This window comes from Kitasatospora sp. NPDC127116, from assembly GCF_042677365.1.
GTDB lineage: Bacteria > Actinomycetota > Actinomycetes > Streptomycetales > Streptomycetaceae > Kitasatospora > Kitasatospora lactacystinica.
This window is the reverse complement of record NZ_JBHXTL010000089.1, coordinates 1-16,311: the sequence shown is the minus strand read 5'-3', so window position 1 is coordinate 16,311 and position 16,311 is coordinate 1. Positions and strand designations below refer to the sequence as shown.

The following is a 16,311-nucleotide window of genomic DNA, read 5'->3' as shown; positions in this document are numbered from 1 at the left end:
GCGGGTCCTCGGGAGGACCCGGCGGAGGCGGTCGCGGTCGGGGGTCGTGGTCGGGGGTCGTGGTCGGGGGCCGCTCGGGGCCCGGACGGTGGCCGGCCGGCCGTCAGGCCTCCAGGTGGGTGGCCACCAGGGTGGCGAACTCCTCGGGGGTGAGGATGCGGATGCCGAGTTCCTCGGCCTTGGCGCGCTTGGAGCCGGCCTTCTCGCCCGCGACCAGGAGGGTGGTGCGCTTGGAGACCGAGGAGGAGGCCTTGCCCCCGGCGCGTTCGATCAGTTCGTTCATCTGGTTGCGGGAGAGGTCGGCGAGGGCGCCGGTCATGCTGCCGGTGACGACGACGGCCTCGCCGGCCAGCGGTCCGCCGTCGCCACCGCCGTCGCTCCCCTCGCCGGTGCCGTTCCCGTCGCCGGTGCCGCTCTCCCCCGCCGCGGCGGCGGGGGCGGTCGGGGCGGTGACGGCGGTGCCCACGCCGAGGGCGGCGAGGCGGTCCAGCAGCGGGGCGAGGTCGACGAGTTCGGCGGCGACGACGCGGGCCTTCTCGGTGCCGATGCCGTCGACGCCGGCCAGGGTTTCGGCGTCGGCGGCGCGGATCGCCGTCATGCTGCCGAAGTGCGCGGCGATGCGGCGGGACATGGTCCGTCCGGTGCCGCGGATGCCGAGGGCGCAGAAGACCCGGTTGAGCGGCTGGGTGCGGGCGGTGGCGATCGCGGCGAGCAGGTTGTCGGCGCTGGTCTCCCCCATCCGCTCCAGGGTGAGCAGTTGCTCGCGGGTGAGGGTGAACAGGTCGGCGAGGTCGGCGACCAGTCCGGCTTCGACGAGCTGGACGGCGCGGGTGCCGCCGAGGCCCTCGATGTCGAGCTGGTCGCGGCCGGCCGCGTAGAGGACGGAGGCGACGGCCTGGCAGTTGCGGCCGCGGGTGCAGCGCCAGCGCTGTTCGGTGGTGTCGATGGCGTCGCCGCAGCGCGGGCACGCCTCGGGGAAGGCGATCGGCTGCTCGGCGCCGGTGCGGGCGTCGAGCACCGGGGCCTCCACCCGGGGGATCACGTCGCCGGCGCGGTAGACGAAGACCTGGTCGCCGATCATCAGCCCGCGCCGTTCGATGTCGGCGGGGTTGTGGAGGGTGGCGAAGGTGACGGTGACGCCGTCGATGACGACGGGTTCGAGGACGGCGCGCGGGGCGATGATCCCGGTGCGGCCGACGTTCCACTCCACCCCGAGCAGCCGGGTGACCTTGTGCTGGGCGGCCAGTTTGCGGGCCACCGCCCAGCGCGGGGCGCGCGAGCCCAGGCCGGCCTCGGCGCGGTCGGCGGCCAGGTCGGCCTTGACCACCACGCCGTCGATCCCGAAGGGCAGTTCGGCGCGCAGCGCGGCGATCTCCTCGATCCGCCGCTGGACCTCGGTGATGCCCGCGCAGTGCCGCGGGCGGGCGTCGGTGGTGGCGGCGGTGTTGGCGCCGAGGACGGCGAGGTGGTCCAGCAGGGCGCTGTGGTCGAGGCCCTCGGGGCCGACGGCGTCGTAGCCGAAGAAGGTCAGTTCGATCCGGTAGGGGCGGTCCTTGGCCCGCAGGGTGCCGGCGGCGCCGCTGCGGGGGTGGGCGAAGGGGGTGGCGCCGTGCTCGGCGCGCACCCGGTTGGCGTGCTCGAACTGCTCCTGGGTGAGCAGGACTTCGCCGCGCAGTTCGATGTCGGCGGGCTCGGTGAGCTCGGCGGGCAGGCCGAGGACGGCGTCGGCGGCGTGGGTGATGTCCTCGCCGGCGAGGCCGTCGCCGCGGGTGATGAGCTGCTGCAGGCGCCCGGCGCGGTAGCGGGCGGCGACGGCGAGGCCGTCGAGCTTGGGCTCCACGCACCAGGCGGCGACCGGCCGGCCCAGGCGCCGTTCGAGGCCGGCGGCCCAGGACTCCAGTTCCTCGGCGGAGAAGACGTTGTCCAGGGAGAGCATCGGCGCGCTGTGCGGGACGTCGCCGGTGGCGGCGCCGCCGGCCACCTTTCCGGTCGGCGAGTCGGGCAGGGCCTGGTCGGGGTGGGCGCTCTCGTAGACGGCGATGGCCCGCAGCAGGGCGTCGTACTCGTCGTCCCCGAGCGGGGTGGAGCCGTCGGTGTAGTACGCGGCGGCGGCCCGGACGGCGGTGGCGACGGCGTCGGCGTACGCGGACGGGGAGGCGAGCGGTGCTGCGGTCTCGATCATGCGGGAATCATGACGGCCGGCACTGACATCGGCGCCCGGAGCGGTCGGACCATCCGGGCGGTGGTGGGGGTGTCGGCGCCGTGGCGGCGGGCGTGGCGGCGGGCGTGGCCGGGGGTGGGGCCGGTGCCGAGGACGCGGCCTTCGGCGAGGGCGAGCCGGGGCGTGTCTTGTGCGAGGTCCGCCGCTGCACCGGCTGGATGCGACACATCACCCTGGCCATGCTCGCCCACGCCTTCCTGGCCGCGATGGCGGCAGCGGCGTCAAAGGGGGCTGCAGAAACGGTTCCCGCCCCATGGTCGACCTCACCGTGGCGAAGATCCGGCGGCTCCTGGCAACTGGCCGTCCGCACGGCCCGCGTCCGCCACGGTGCTCGCCCCGCGCTCATGCCTTGAACTGGTCCATCTGGCGACGGGAACGCCAGGCCGTCGCCCGCCGCTGCCACTATCAACGTCGACTGCACACGATCGAGGGGCGGTCCCATGAAGACCGCCCCTGATGGAGCACCAACCCACTACACTCCATCGCGCAGCCCTCTGAACAGGCAAAACGTCGAAGTCCTGCTGGAGTACCAGGCCCCGTAGCTAACCCCCCTCGCCGGAGCACGTGTAGAGGCGCTGCTGCATCGAGGCTTCCACCTGGGCGGCCATCCGGCGGTCGGAGGCGGCGTCGCAGGTACGCAGTTCGTGGTCGGCGGGCAGGGCGGTGAGTCCCCGCAGGGCCACGGCTGCCGTCCCGCTGTGGGGTTCGGCCGCTCGGGCGGCTTTCAGTACCCGGGCTCCCGTCTCGGTGGCGTTGCGTAGCAGCGGAAGCGATACGTGGTTGATCCACAGAGCGGCCGCGAAGGGCAGCAGGAAGGCCGCGAGCAGGAAGGCCGCCAGCGGGGCGGGCCAGAGCCCTCGGTGCGCGCCCGTCCACGCCCCTGCGACCAGGAACGCGAGGACCACCGCGCCGATCAGCACCTCCATCCGCCGGTTCACCCGGCATACGCGTTCGACGAGGTCCTCGTCGTCGGCCAGGCCCCGCGCCGCGAGCCGCGCGCGCAGGGCCTTCGCCTCCGGGGACTTCTCCACCGCCCAGCGCAGCGTGGTGAGATCGCCGGTGCGCGCGGACCCGAGTGAGCGCACGGCCGCCGCCTCGAACTCGTCTCCGGCACCGTCCTCCGCTCCCGCGCCGGTGCCGGCTGCGGCGGGCGTGGTCAGCGTGACGTCACCGGAGCGGGAGGCAACCAATCGGCCGCGCTCGTACATCTCCGTCACGGTCATCACCCCCAGGTTCCCGGCCAGGAAGGCGAGGTCGACCCGTGTCAGGTCGAACTCCCGCCCGGTCGCCAGCTGTTCCGCCCGGCGCAGCTCCCGCAGCCCGACGTAGCAGCACACGGCGGCCACGGCCACCGCCGCCGACACTCCCAGCAGAAGCACCAGGACCACCCACATGACGTCCCCTCTCCCCGTCGAGCCAGCCCCAGTGTGTAGCCCGCGACGACCGCCGAGCAAGTGGCAAGTGTGTTATGCAGAACGGGAGTTGACACTGACCTGGCGCCCGCCTGCCCGCCCGGCGGGCAGGGAAGCGACGACCGCCGGAGGACAGGGCGTGGAGGGCGGTGCCGTGGTGCAGCCGGTCGGTGTGGTGGGCACGGCAGGACCGCGCTGGGCGACTCGACCTCGTCGCCGATCCCGGCGGCCCGGCAGCGCTCGCGGTCGTCGGTCCAGGACTTCGGCAGGTAGAGCGCCCGGTCGATCAGGGTCCGGCCCAGCTTGCCGGAGTAGGCGAGGAAGACGCCGACCTGGCAGTTCTCGGTGCGGCCGGGGGTGCCGGAGTACTGCCGCTGGACCCCGGCCGACCGCACGCCCTTCTTCAGGAATCCGGTGTCGTCCACGATCAGCACGCCACCGGGATCGGCCAGGTGCTCGACGACGTACTCGCGCACGCCGTCGAGCACCCCGTCCGCGTCCCGGTCGATCCGGTTCAGCAGCCGCTGGATCCGGTCCGGCCCGCCGTGACCGGCCTCCTCGGCCACCGTCCAGTCGTTCTTGCGTTCCAACGGCGCCAGCAGACCCCGCATGTAGGCCAACGCCGAATCCCGCGCCTCGCTCCGCGCGAACCGGTGACCGAACCGCTCATGCAGTTCGGCGAGCCCGTCCGACCAGCAACGAGCATCGACATCGGACATGTCCCCACCCGTGAACAGCCCAACGAGCGAATCCAACAACCTTCACGGTAAGCACCGTTGCCGTACTAAGTACCCGGGGGTGCGCCCTCGGGGACGGGGGCGGCGAGGGCGGCGTCCGGCTCGGTGCCGGGTCGGGTGCCGGAGCGGGCGGGGAGCGGGAGCGGGTGGCCCTCGCGCCACTGGGCGGTGGTCCGCTCGCCGCCCGAGCGGCGCTGCCAGTACAGGTGCTGGGCGACGATCAGCGGGCCCAGCGCGGTGAGCAGCGGGAATCCGGTGGTGAGCCAGTTGAGGGCGAAGCAGGCGCTGACGGCGCTGGTGGTCAGCAGGCCGACGAGGGCGGCGACGGCGGCGGCGGTGCGGCCGTGGGCCTTGGCGGCGACCAGCGGGGACAGGACGAGCAGCAGCAGGTCGCCGAGGCCGACGGCGACGGGGGCCGGGCCGCCGGTGAGGGCGAGCATCGGGGCGAAGGGGCGGTCCTGGACCTGTTCGAAGAAGCGGGCGGTGGTGTCGGTGAGGGTGGTGGCGGTGAGGTCGTAGGCGGTGAGGACGGCGGCCAGGGCGGCGGTGTGGACGGAGCGCAGGCCGCTCTGGGTCCAGAGGTTGGCGACGCCGACGACGGCGGCGGCGATCATCAGGTCGCTGCCGGCCCGGGCGGCGCCGGGGTGGCCGGTGAGGGCGGCGAGCGTGGTGGCGGCGGTGGCGGTGAGGGCGGCGGCCCAGGACCAGGGGGCGGCGCGCAGCCGGGCGGCGGCGAGCAGCGGGGCGAGGGTGAACTGGACGGCCAGGCAGCCGACGAGGCCGAAGACGGCGGAGACGGCGGCGCCGGGCAGGGCGGTGTAGAGCAGCGGGGCGAGGACGACGCCGGCGCACAGGACGGCGATGTCGCCGCCGGTGTAGACGCCGACCGGGGGGCGGGGCATCCGGATCCGGGCGAGGTACCAGGCGGCCAGGGCCAGTTCGGCGGCGACGGCGGCGCTCAGTGCGGCCAGGGCGGCGGGGCTGACGGTCATGCGGTTCCTCCCCCGGCCGGGACCGTCGACGGCGACGGGGGTGCCGGTGGTGTGCCGAGGGCGCCGGGGCCGCCGGCGGTGCCGGGAGTGTCGAGGGTGTCGAAGGTGTGCTCGCGCAGGTCGGCGCGCAGGGGTGCGGTGGGCGGCATGGCGGCGCGGTCCTCGTACAGCACGATGTCGGACAGCCGCAGGCCGGCGGCGTGGGCGCGCTCCTCCAGGCGGCCGCGCAGGGCGGTGGCGGGCAGGCGGTCGACCAGCAGGTGCAGGCGGGCGGGCCCGTGGGGGCCGTCGGGGCCTTCGGTGAGGGCGTGGCGGGCGGGCAGCGGGACCTCCGGTTCGGCCTCGACCAGGTCGAGCACCTCGCGGGTGGTGACGGTGCGGCTGAGCGGCCCGTTCCAGCGGCCGAGGATCTCGGAGGTGGCGGGGAGGTGGGCGAGTTCGCAGGTGGGCGGCTCGGCGGGGAGGCGGACGAGGTCGCCGGTGGCGTAGCGCAGCAGCAGGGTGCAGTCGCGGTAGGGCACGTAGGGGGTGTGCACGACGGTGCCGGTGGCGCCGGGGGCGGTGGGTTCCCAGGTGAGCGGGTCGAGGACTTCGAGGTGTCCGAACTCGGTGGTGTGGTGGAGGTGGCCCCGGGTGCAGGGGGTGGCGCCGGAGGGCAGGATCTCGGTCATCAGGTAGGCGGAGGTGGCGGTGGCGCCGAACACCTCCTCGGCGCGGCGGCGCAGGGGCGCGGAGAGCACCTCGCCGCCGACGCTGATCGACCGCAGGCCGAAGTCGGCGCTGCGCCACTTGCGTTGTTCGGCTTCCTGGACGAGGGCGGCCAGGTAGGAGGCGGAGGTGGTCAGGTGGGTGATCCGGGGGTCCTTGCCGGGCAGGCCGAGCGGGGCGGCGAGGCGGTCGAGGGCCACGGCGGGGCCGACGGTGCCGAACTGGACGAACCCTGCGCCGGCGCGGGTGGCCGACTCCTCGGCGTTGACGAGCGGCAGGGTGGCGCGGGAGCAGCCGGCGTAGGCGACGGTGTGGCGGGGGCGCAGGCCGAGGCCGAGCACGGCGGAGATGGTGCTGAAGGCGACGGCGCACTCGAGTTCGGCGCGGGAGAACCACACCGCGGTGGGGGTGCCGCTGGTGCCGGTGGTGAGCGCCATCAGGACGGGGGTGGCGGCGTCCGAGACGAAGGCGGCGGGCAGGGCGCGCAGCGCCTGTTTGGGGGTGACGGGGACGCGCGACCAGTCCTCGGGCTCCAACCGGGCCGGGTCGAGGTCGAGTTCGGCGAACAGCCGGCGGTAGTGGGCGGTGTGCCGGGCGGCGGCGCGGGCGGTGGCGCGCAGGCTGCGCCGGGCCACCTCGCGCCGCACCTGCGGGTCGACGTGTCCGGCCCGGCCGGGCAGCAGGGCGGAGTCCTCGCCGGGCTCGCCGAACTCGGCGATGGTGGCGACCAGGTCCCGCGCGAGGCGTTCCAGGTCGCTCGGGCGTATTCGACGGTTCGTCAGGATTGCTGCGCCGTAACGCAGTTGGCTCAGCGCGGTCGCGAACAAGCGGGCTCCCCAGGCCAGGGTCGGACGGTACGCCACCCGGCCCCGGCCGGGGTCGATCGGATCAGGCCCCGATCAGGTCAGACCATGTGGAGGAACATGGCGGCGGTGAGGGTGCTGAAGGCGTACTTGAGGTAGTGCTTGACCATGATCGGTTCTCCCTCGTACGGGCCGGGCCGGCCGCCCTGACCGGGCGCGGCAGCGGATGCCCGTGGCCGGTTCTGGTCGACGGGCAACGGCAGTATAGGGACGGTTCGGCCACCCGCAACAGCCTGTGTGCACGGCCAACCTTCCGGCTGTTCACGTCAGTTCGTGGTGTCAGCACTCCAGGAGGGTGCAGCTCCAGTGCATGCCGCGCCCCATGCCGGCCAGGGCGATCAGGTCGCCGTCGCCGAAGTGCCCGGACGCGCGGTGGTGATGGAGGTCGAGGAGGTGGTCCGCGGCCCCGAAGTGGCCCCGCTCCAGGGAGATTTCGAGGTTGGTGCGCTCCACCGGGACGCCGAGCCGGTCGGCCAGCTTCGTCAGCGTGCCGAGGTTGTCGTTGAGCAGCACCACCCTGGCCAGGTCCGGGACGGACGCGCCGATCCGCTTGCAGGCCCGGGCCACCACCTCGCGCACCCGCTCGCCCATCAGGCCGGCGAACTCCTGGAAGCGCTCGGCGTCGTAGTCGAAGAACTCCATCAGGCCCCAGGCGTCGCGGGCCGGCGGGGGCGTCCGACCGCCGCGGAAGGGGTCGGCCGCCCCGCCCTGGTCCATCCGGAACAGGTCGGCGTAGCGGCCGTCGCTGATCGTCTCGCTGGCCCGCCAGCGCAGTTCGGGGTGGCCGCGCCCGGCCACCGCGGCGCCGGCGCCGTCGGAGAACAGCAGCGAGTTGGTGTGCATCCGGTTCCAGTACGGCTCGCACGTCCGGTTCGCCCCGACCACCAGCGCCCGCTGGTACTCGGGGTGAGTGGCGAAGCGGCCGGCGAGCAGGTCGAAGCAGGTGATGCCGCTGACGCAGCCCTGGCCGACGAGGACCGCCTCGGCACGGCGGGCGCCCAGCCGGTCCTGGAGGCTCGCGGCCGCGTCCCAGTACAGGTACTCGGGGATGTCGGTGATCGCGAGGACCACCAGGTCCAGCTCGGCGGGGTCGGTGCCCGCTTCGTCCAGGGCCGCCCGGGCGGCGTCGACGGCCAGGTCGGTGAGCCCGACCCCGGCCGGGCTGCGGTGGACGGTGCGGTAGCCGTACGCCAGGACGCGTTCGACGTCCTCGGTGTACTCCGACGCCACGTCGGCGACGGCGACGGGCTCCCCGAGGGCCGATCCGAACGACATCAGTCCGTAGTCCACGCCACTGCCCCTTCCGGCCGCGCGGCTCGCCTGTCCGCGCACTGTTCGACACCGGCAAGGTGCCGCTTCCGCCGCCGAGGGAGTTCGTCATCGAACTTCCGTTTCCCGGTCCGGCCCGACGCCCCGTCAGGCTATACAGCGCCGAGGAGCCCTGACCAGCACCGACACCGGCACCCTCGCCGCCCGGGCGGACGACGGATCACGGCGCCGGCGGGATCCCGGTGTGCGCGAGGGCGAGATCGACCATGCGGTGCATGACGGCGCCGGGAACGGCGGGATTCCGGGCGCCGGTCGCGGCCCCGCGCGGATCGAGCAGCAGCGCCACCAGGTCCTCCGGCGGCAGGGCCGGATTGGTCCGGGCGAGCCACCGCACGTCGCGGTCGTCGTCGGCGGCGAGCGCGGCAGCGGTGGCCGGGGCGAGCCGGCGGTGCCCGGCGGCGGCCCGGCGGACCACCGGGTCGGGGTCCGCGGCGGCCCGCTCGACGTCGGCGCAGCTGGTGGCGGGGTCGTCGAGCGCGGCGGCCCGCAGGCGCGGGTTCGGGTCGGCGGCGAGGCGCAGCAGGCCCTCGCGGGGGAAGTTGGGGTGGTTGCGCGGGCGGCCGGGGAAGGAGAAGGTGCCGTCCCACCACCCCGCCATGTCCAGGAGCATCCAGGGCGGGGCGTCGTCGCAGGACTCGGCCAGGAAGATCCGCACCACGCGGTCCTCGTCGCGGGCGAGGAGGTCGGCCACGTCGGCGGGCAGGCGCGGCGCCCTGGCGACGCTGCGGCGGACCAGCAGCTTCGGGGAGGCGGCGAGCAGGCGCATGGCCTCGGCGTCGGCGTGCAGGGCGGTGACCCACCGCAGCTCCGCGCTCCCGCTGCCGGGGTCGATGTCGGGGGTCGCGGCGGCCGTCGCCGCCAGCTCGGCGGGGTCGGCGGGGCCGGCGGGCGGGAGGGCGTCGCCCGGCGACGGTTTCCGGGCGGCGCCGGCCAGTTCCGTGAACAGCCCGCGCAGGCCCGACCCGGGCGTGGCGGCGATGAGCCTGTCCCACTGCGCCGGTGTCAGTCGGCCGCTCTCCGCGACAGCGATCCGCACGCGTCGGCCGGGGTGGGCGATCGCGGCGTCCACGACCTCCTCGGGCAGGTCGTCGCGGTGCAGGACGTCGTGCGTGCCGGCGTCCAGGAGGCACAGCAGCAGGTCGGCGGGCGCCGCGCGGTTGTGGCCGAGCCCGGACAGCCAGGCGAGGCCGGTCGCGCGCTCGACGTCGGTGGCGGAGGTGAGCGGGGCCCAGACGGGGCCGGGCTCAGCGGGCGGTGTCGGTCTCGGTGTCACCGGCCGGAGCCTACGCCCGCCGCCCGTACGGGCCCCGGGGCCGGCAGCCCGGGCGGCCTCCGAGGGGTGGGGTCGCGGGACGCCGGCGGCGGGGCGGGGTGCCCCGCTCAGCCCGCGAGGGCCGTGGCGAGGGTCTTGTCGAGGGCGTCGAGGCCGTCGGCGTAAATGCCGGCGAACAGGTCGACGACCTCCTGTTCGGTGGCGTTGTCGGGGTTGAAGCGGCCGGACCACTGGACCTCGGCGATGTCGTCACGGCCGGGGACGGCGTGGACGCGCAGGGTCGAGACGTAGCCGGTGACCGGGAAGGGGGCCCGGAGGATGGCGTAGCTGTACTGCCGCTCGGTCTCGTTGAAGTCCACGAGGCGCTCGACGATGACCTCGCCCTCGGGGTTCTTCAGGCTGCGGACGCGGCCGCCTTCGGACGTGGTGCTCTCGGGGATGTAGGGGAGCCAGTCGGGCAGGGCGTCGAAGCCGCCGATGAGGTTCCAGACCTGGTCGGGCGGGGCGGGGACGATGCGGCTGACGGAGGTGGAGGCCATGATCGTTTCTCCTGTACTGCGGCGGGGCGAGGGGTGGGGGTGAGGGGCGGGGTTCAGGCGCCGTTGGGCAGCGGGGCGGCCGGGCCGACCAGGCCGGCGGCGCGCAGTTCCTGCCAGAACGCCGCCGGGACGGTCTCGTTCAGCGCGGCGAGGTCCTCGGCGATGCGGCTGGGCCTGGTGGCGCCGGGGACGACGGCGGCGGTCACCGGGTGGGCGAGGGAGAACTGCAGGGCGGCGGCCTTGACGGACACGCCGTGCCGGGCGGCGACGGCCTTGAGGCGGGCGACCTTCTCGATGATGTGCGCCGGGGCGGCCTGGTACTCGAAGTGGGCTCCGCCGGCGAGGATGCCGGAGCTGTAGGGGCCGCCGACGACCATGTCGACGCCCTGCTCCTGGGCCATCGGGAGCAGGCGCTGCAGCGCGTACTCGTGATCGAGCAGGGTGTAGCGGCCGGCCAGGAGGAAGCCGTCGGGCTTGGGCTCGTCGAGGGCGAGGGTGAGCTCGATGGGCTCGGCCTTGTTGACGCCCAGGCCCCAGGCCTTGATGACGCCCTCGTCGCGCAGGCGGGACAGGACGCGGAAGGCGCCGGTGCGGGCCTCCTCGAACTTGGCCAGCCACTGGTCGCCGTGGAAGTCCTGGGCGATGTCGTGGACCCAGACGATGTCCAGGCGGTCGGTGCGCAGGCGCTTCAGGCTGTCCTCGATGGAGCGTTCGGTGGCCTCGGCGGTCCACACGTGGAGCATCTTGTTGGGGTTGCCGTGCTCGAACAGGCCGCCCTTCTCGCCGAGGTCGCGGTCGCCCTCCTCCGGTTCGTCGAGGATGACGCGGCCGACCTTGGTGGACAGCACGTAGGCGTCGCGGGGCTTGGCGGAGAGGACCTCGCCCAGGCGCTGCTCGGAGAGGCCGGCGCCGTAGAAGGGGGCGGTGTCGTAGTAGCGGATGCCGTGCTCCCAGGCCGCCTCGACGGTGGCCAGGGCCTCGGCGTCGGGGATCGCGCGGAACATGTTGCCGAGGGGGGCGGTGCCGAAGCCGAGCGTGCCGGGGAGGAGTTCCTTGAGGGACATGTCAGTGCCTTTGCGGAGCGGGCGGGGGCCCGTGGGAGGGGTGCCCGCCGGGGGTTGCGCCTGCACCGAGTGATTGGTGCAGACGCGCCTTACATGCAGGAACAATAGTTGCACGCGCGCTGCAATGCAAGGGGTGGGCCGCTCCGGGGCAGCAGCGGGCCGGGGCGACGGGCGACAGCGGGCCCGGGCGACGGGCAGGGGCGGGCCAGCACGGCCGCGGGCGGGGGCGGGGCCCGGCGCCCCTCCCCCGCCCGCGCGCCGTCCGGCTCAGGAAGCCGTGAAGGCGACCTGGTCGACGGTCCAGAAGGCGCTGTTCGTACCGGTGTAGCGGAACTGGAAGCGGGCGGTGGTGGCGCCGGCCGGGACGGCGACGGGGAGGTTCTCGACGGTGTTGAGGTCGCTGCGGTAGGACTTCACCGGCTGCGGGGCGCCGTTGTCGAAGACCACGTAGACGTCACCGGTCTGCGGCCCGTCGATCTTGTAGTTCGTCGCGAAGGACAGCACGCCGCGGCTCGCGCCGGAGACCGGGTAGGCCGGGCCGACCAGGGTGGAGTCGAACTGGCCGGCGCCGTGCGCCTTGTCGTCCCACTCGTCGGAGTCGGCGACGGCGAAGACGTTGCGGGCGCGCACATTGGTCTCGCGGGACTGGCCGAGCTGGGCGGCGGTCCAGAACTCGTCGGTGGCGAAGGTCCAGCCGCGCCACTCGGTGACGCCGCCGGTGGGCATGCGGGAGTTGTCGATGCTCCAGCCGGCCGGCGGGGTGTGGGTCCAGCCCTTGACCGCGGCCGGGATGCCGCTCTCGTCGGCGCGGGCCTGCAGGCCCGGGCGCAGCGCGTCGAAGGCGTCGGGGACGATCTCCTCGATCGGGCGGCCGTCGAGCTGCCAGGCGGGGTCGACGGGGGCGCCCTCGTGCTTGAGGACGGTGGGGGCGATGTCGACCGGCTTGACGTCGTAGCGGCGCGTGCCGGGGGCGTAGCCGGTGCCGCCGGCGATCAGGAAGGTCTGGCGCTCGTCGGCGCTGTTGCCGCCGTGGCCGCCGGCGTCGGTGTGGCCGTGGTCGGTGGTGACGAGGATCAGCCAGTCCTCCGAGGCGTACGTGGGGCGGGACCTGACGGCCTGGAGGACCTGGCCGACCAGGGCGTCGGCGGAGTGGAGGGCGGCCGCGTACTCGGGGCTGGCGCCGCCGTGGTTGTGGCCGGCCTCGTCGACCTGGTCGAAGTGCAGGAAGGTGGCGTCGGGGTTGCCGTGGGAGAGGTGGTCGACGGCGTCGGCGGCGGTCTTCGTGTCGTTCTCGCTCTCCTGCAGGCGCAGGTCGGCACGGCCGTTGAAGACGTTGCCGGCGATCGGGTTCCAGGAGCCGATCACCAGGGTGGAGTTGGCGGGGTCGGCGTTCTCCAGGCGGGTGGCGAAGTCGGGGTACAGGTCGAAGCGGGAGCCGGTGAAGCTGTTGTCCTTCACCTGGTGCTTGTCGGGCCACACGCCGGTGGCGATGGTCGACCAGCCGGGGCCGGAGAGGGTGGGGGCCAGCGGGTTGGCGTAGAGGTCGCCGGTGGCGGTCATGCCGCCGGCCATCAGGGCCTTGAGGTTGGGGGCGTCGGCGGTGAGCAGCTTGTCGTAGCGGGTGCCGTCGACGCCGATGACGAGGGTCTTGGCCTGCTTGGTGCCGTTCGGCAGGCCCTGGTACGGACCGCCGGCGGTGGCGGTGGCGGTGGCGGTCGCGGCGGTCGCGGCAGTGGCGGCAGTGGCGGCAGTGGCGGCAGTGGCGGCGGTCGCGGCGGTCGCGGCGGTCGCGGCAGTGGCGGCGGTGGCGGTGGCGGTCGGCACGATCAGCCCGGCGACGGTGGTGGCGGCGGCGAGGGTGACGGCCAGGGCTGCGGTGCGGGTGGAGCGCGGGGTGCGCAACGGATGACTCCCAACTGGTCGGCAGCACGGTGCAGTTGCACCGGAAGTGAGGATGGGCCGGGCGGGCGAGGACGGGCCCTCCGCGAATCCACGGTTGTATGAACAACCGCAGAAATTCAGACCAGACCCGTTATGCTTCCGTGATCCCTCACCCCGGGGTGCCCGCCCGGCCCGGACGGCGCTCGATAGGCTTGCGCGGTGAACCACCCCATCCCCAGGGCCGTCCCCGAGCCCGCCCGCGCCGGCGTCCCCGAGCACGGCCGGGTGCCCAAGTACTACCTGGTCAAGGCCCGCCTGGAGGAGCTGATCGCCGAGCTGGGCCCGGGCGGGCGGCTGCCCACCGAGGTCGATCTGGCGCAGCGTCACGGGGTCGCGCGGGCGACGGTGCGCCAGGCGCTGCGCGAGCTGCTGCTGGAGGGCCGGTTGCGGCGGCAGGGCCGGGGCACGGTCGTGGCCGGGCCGAAGATCGAGCAGCCGCTGTCCCTGAGCAGCTACACCGAGGGCGTCTCGCGCCAGGGCCTGCGCCCGGGCCGCACCCTGATCGCCCTGGACCGGCTGCCCGCCGACGCGGCGATGGCCCGGCTGCTGGAGGTCCCCGAGGGCGAGCCGCTGTGGCACCTGGAGCGGGTGCTGCGCGCGGACGAGGAGCGCGTCGGACTGGAGTCCACGTACGTGCCGGTCGCCCGGGTACCCGCGCTGGCAGGGGACTTCGACCCCGAGGGGTCCTTCTACGGCTATCTGCGCGAGCAGGGGGTGCGGCTCGGCGCCGCCGACGAGCGGATCGAGACGGTGCTGGCCAGCCCGCGCGAGGCCCTGCTGATCGGCACCCCGCCGGCGCTGCCGATGCTGCTGCTGCACCGCCGCAGCCTGGACGCGGCGGGGCGCCCGCTGGAGCAGGTGCGCACCCTCTACCGCGGGGACCGGTTCAGTTTCACCCTCGCCCTGGGCGCCCCGGACGCGAACTGACCGTCCGGCGGCCGCGGGTCCGGCCGCCGCCGGCAGGGCGTGCAGGGCGTGCAGGGCGTACGGGGCGTGCAGGGCGTACGAAGCGTCCGGGGCGTACGGGTGTCAGCAGGTGCCGACGCGGCCGTTGTACGAGGACCAGACCGGCACCCAGGGGCTGTTGTTGTCGTGCGGGCGGTAGACGACGAAGTTGCCGTCGTTCTGCATGCGCGCCCAGTTGGCGCTGGGGTTGCAGCCGAGGGCGGTGCCGGACCACCACTTGGCCTTCTTGAAGGTGTCGTAGACGACGAAGTTGCCGTCGTACTGCATGATCACCTTGCCCGGGCCGCCGCTGTTGGTGCCGCTGGCCCACAGCGCGTAGCCGGTGTTGGTGTCGTACTCCACGAGGTTGCCGTCGTTCTGGTAGAGCAGCCGGTAGTCGCCGTTGCCGGAGACGAGCGAGTCGCCGGGCAGCAGGCAGTTGCCCCAGTTCATGTGGTCCCAGCCGCTCGGGTTGCGCGAGCAGTTCCACTCACTGTTGACGTCGGCGGAGGCGCTGGTGGCGGTCGTCAGTCCGGTGACCGAGGCCAGTGCCAGGGCGGCGCCGACCAGGGACAGGGTTCGCTTGACCGTTCCGGTGTTCCTCATCGTTCCCCTCGTTTCTGCTGCGGCGCGGTTCCCGACCGGCCGCGGCACGGTGTCGTGGACGGCCGTACGGACCCGGGGCCCGCCCGCCGTCGTGCGGTGGGAGCGGGGCCTCTCGACCCCTGCGTCCATGGCAACGGGATGCGGGCGGCGGCCGGTTCACCGGGATTCCCGCGGCCGGCCGCCGGACCGGGGGCCGGGCGGAGGCCACCGGGCCCGACCTTGTAGGTTTCGGTGTCACCGGCTGCAAGGAGCCGGTGACACCTGGTGGGGAGGGGAGCCCGGCCGGGCAGGAAGGGGACGGACCCCGGAAGGAAAGGGCGGACAGTGGCCACGAGCACGCAGAGCGTGTTCCGCAGCGAGGGCGTACCCGTGACGGAACGGTTCGACTGCTGGCGGGAGTTGGTCAGCCGCACCCGGGACAGCGAGGTGACCAGCGTCCACTGCGACGACTTCCGGGCGGAGATGCGGCGCCTGGAGCTGGGCCCGGTGACCCTCCTGCGCAGCTCCTTCCAGCCGACCCGCTTCCACCGCACCGCGCGCCGGGTGCGGCGCTCGGACCCGGAGGTGTTCCACCTCACCCTGCTGCTCGACGGCGGCTTCACCCTGACCCGCGACACCGGGCGCACCGAGACCTTCGGGCCCGGCAACCTGCACATGCTCGACAGCTCCCACCCGTTCGACCTGCGGGCCTTCGGCTCCCGCGCCGCCCGCTCCCCCGGGGACCTGCGGATCGAGGCCGTCGGCGTCGACTTCCCCTCCGCCCTGCTGCCGGTGCCGCCGCACCGGCTGGAGGACCTGCTGGGCCGCGGCTTCTCCTCCCGGGAGGGCACCTGCGCGCTGCTCTCGGACTTCCTGCTCAACCTCGACCGGCAGGCCGCCCTCCTGGGCCCCGCCGACGCCCCCCGCCTGGGCGGCGTCGTGGTCGACCTGGTGGCCGCCTGGCTCGCCCGGGAGGTGGACGCCGAGGCCGCCGTGCCCGACGACAGCCGGCAACGGGCCCTGGTCGAGCACGTCCGGGCCTTCATCGGACGCAACCTGCACGACCCCGAGCTGACGCCCGCCGTGATCGCCGCCGCCCACCACATCTCCGTCAGCTACCTGCACCGCCTCTTCGGCCGGGAGTCCGGCGGCGAGACCGTCGCCGCCTTCATCCGCCGACGCCGGCTGGAGCGGGCCCGCCACGAACTGGCCGACCCCGCGCTGCGCTCCCTGCCCGTCCACGCCGTCGCCACCCGCTGCGGCCTGCCCCGCGCCGCCGAGTTCAGCCGCGCCTTCAAGGCCGCGTACGGCCTCTCCCCCCGCGAGCACCGCCACCGCGCCCTGACCGGGAGCGGGGGCGAGGGCGGGACCGGGAGCGGGGCCGGAAGCGGGAACGGGAACGGGGCCGTCGGCGGGTAGCCGTACGGGCAAGGGCAGCCGTACGGGCGGCGCGGCCCGTACGGACCGGGCCCACGGGCGCGAAAACCCCGCATCGTGAGCACCAGGTGCGCACGAGCGGGCGGGAATCCCGGATCAGTGCACGCAATGCCAAGGACTGTCCACTCAGCGCCAACACGGCGGGGGTGACGCCCTGGCATCCTCCCTGAGGGACACCGCGCAGCGGAACGTCGAGTTCCGTTCCGCGCCGGCGGCCCGGCACGCCACGGGGGAGCGTGCCGGGGCGCCGGGTGCCGCACCGCCC

13 protein-coding genes and 1 pseudogene are annotated in these 16,311 nt (G+C 74.4%); 2 read left to right on the top strand and 12 right to left on the bottom strand.

All coding sequences use genetic code 11. The features are described 5' to 3' along the window. Positions 1-103: 103 nt before the first annotated feature. The 11 genes and pseudogenes from ligA to ACFVHV_RS29640 form a co-directional block, all read right to left on the bottom strand. The gene (gene ligA, locus ACFVHV_RS29690; protein ID WP_380354990.1) at positions 104-2,182 is read right to left on the bottom strand and encodes an NAD-dependent DNA ligase LigA; all 2,079 of its coding nucleotides are present in this window, start codon (positions 2,180-2,182) and stop codon (positions 104-106) included. Between the two features lie 581 nt (positions 2,183-2,763). Next, positions 2,764-3,573 (bottom strand): TIGR04222 domain-containing membrane protein, encoded by an 810-nt coding sequence (locus ACFVHV_RS29685; protein ID WP_380354987.1) that lies wholly within the window; start codon positions 3,571-3,573, stop codon positions 2,764-2,766. 263 nt (positions 3,574-3,836) lie between these two features. Continuing rightward, a pseudogene (locus tag ACFVHV_RS29680) lies at positions 3,837-4,352 on the bottom strand (IS701 family transposase); the annotation flags it as partial. A gap of 65 nt (positions 4,353-4,417) precedes the next feature. Next, positions 4,418-5,362 carry a hypothetical protein gene (locus tag ACFVHV_RS29675; protein WP_380354984.1) on the bottom strand — a complete coding sequence of 315 codons (945 nt, stop codon included), beginning with the start codon at positions 5,360-5,362 and terminating at the stop codon, positions 4,418-4,420. Next, entirely contained in the window at positions 5,359-6,897 is a 1,539-nt protein-coding gene (locus tag ACFVHV_RS29670; RefSeq protein WP_359906269.1) for a phenylacetate--CoA ligase family protein, read from the bottom strand. The genes ACFVHV_RS29675 and ACFVHV_RS29670 overlap by 4 nt, the downstream gene beginning before the upstream one ends. A 77-nt stretch (positions 6,898-6,974) precedes the next feature. Next, on the bottom strand, positions 6,975-7,130 hold the full coding sequence (locus ACFVHV_RS29665) for a hypothetical protein (RefSeq protein WP_359906266.1): 156 nt from the start codon (positions 7,128-7,130) through the stop codon (positions 6,975-6,977). A gap of 82 nt (positions 7,131-7,212) precedes the next feature. Next, positions 7,213-8,223: a 3-oxoacyl-ACP synthase III family protein gene (locus ACFVHV_RS29660; protein WP_380354981.1), complete on the bottom strand. Its 1,011-nt coding sequence runs from the start codon at positions 8,221-8,223 to the stop codon at positions 7,213-7,215. A gap of 199 nt (positions 8,224-8,422) precedes the next feature. Next, positions 8,423-9,535 carry a hypothetical protein gene (locus ACFVHV_RS29655; RefSeq protein WP_380354978.1) on the bottom strand — a complete coding sequence of 371 codons (1,113 nt, stop codon included), beginning with the start codon at positions 9,533-9,535 and terminating at the stop codon, positions 8,423-8,425. 107 nt (positions 9,536-9,642) lie between these two features. Beyond that, positions 9,643-10,074 carry an SRPBCC family protein gene (locus ACFVHV_RS29650; RefSeq protein WP_380354974.1) on the bottom strand — a complete coding sequence of 144 codons (432 nt, stop codon included), beginning with the start codon at positions 10,072-10,074 and terminating at the stop codon, positions 9,643-9,645. A 53-nt stretch (positions 10,075-10,127) separates the two neighbouring features. After that, positions 10,128-11,138, bottom strand: coding sequence for an aldo/keto reductase (locus ACFVHV_RS29645; protein ID WP_380354971.1), 1,011 nt, complete (start codon positions 11,136-11,138; stop codon positions 10,128-10,130). A 267-nt stretch (positions 11,139-11,405) separates the two neighbouring features. Then, a complete protein-coding gene (locus ACFVHV_RS29640) occupies positions 11,406-13,040 on the bottom strand; it encodes an alkaline phosphatase family protein (RefSeq protein ID WP_380354969.1) in 1,635 nt (544 codons plus the stop codon). Between the two features lie 198 nt (positions 13,041-13,238). Here ACFVHV_RS29640 and ACFVHV_RS29635 point away from each other — a divergent pair, with 198 nt between their 5' ends. Continuing rightward, on the top strand, positions 13,239-14,006 hold the full coding sequence (locus tag ACFVHV_RS29635) for a GntR family transcriptional regulator (RefSeq protein WP_359906252.1): 768 nt from the start codon (positions 13,239-13,241) through the stop codon (positions 14,004-14,006). Positions 14,007-14,108: 102 nt separating this feature from the next. Here the strand turns inward: ACFVHV_RS29635 and ACFVHV_RS29630 are convergent, their stop codons facing one another. Next, positions 14,109-14,630 carry a hypothetical protein gene (locus tag ACFVHV_RS29630; RefSeq protein ID WP_359906249.1) on the bottom strand — a complete coding sequence of 174 codons (522 nt, stop codon included), beginning with the start codon at positions 14,628-14,630 and terminating at the stop codon, positions 14,109-14,111. 324 nt (positions 14,631-14,954) lie between these two features. On the opposite strand from ACFVHV_RS29630, the gene ACFVHV_RS29625 reads away from it, so the two are divergent. Next, entirely contained in the window at positions 14,955-16,028 is a 1,074-nt protein-coding gene (locus tag ACFVHV_RS29625) for a helix-turn-helix domain-containing protein (protein WP_380354965.1), read from the top strand. Positions 16,029-16,311 lie beyond the last annotated feature (283 nt).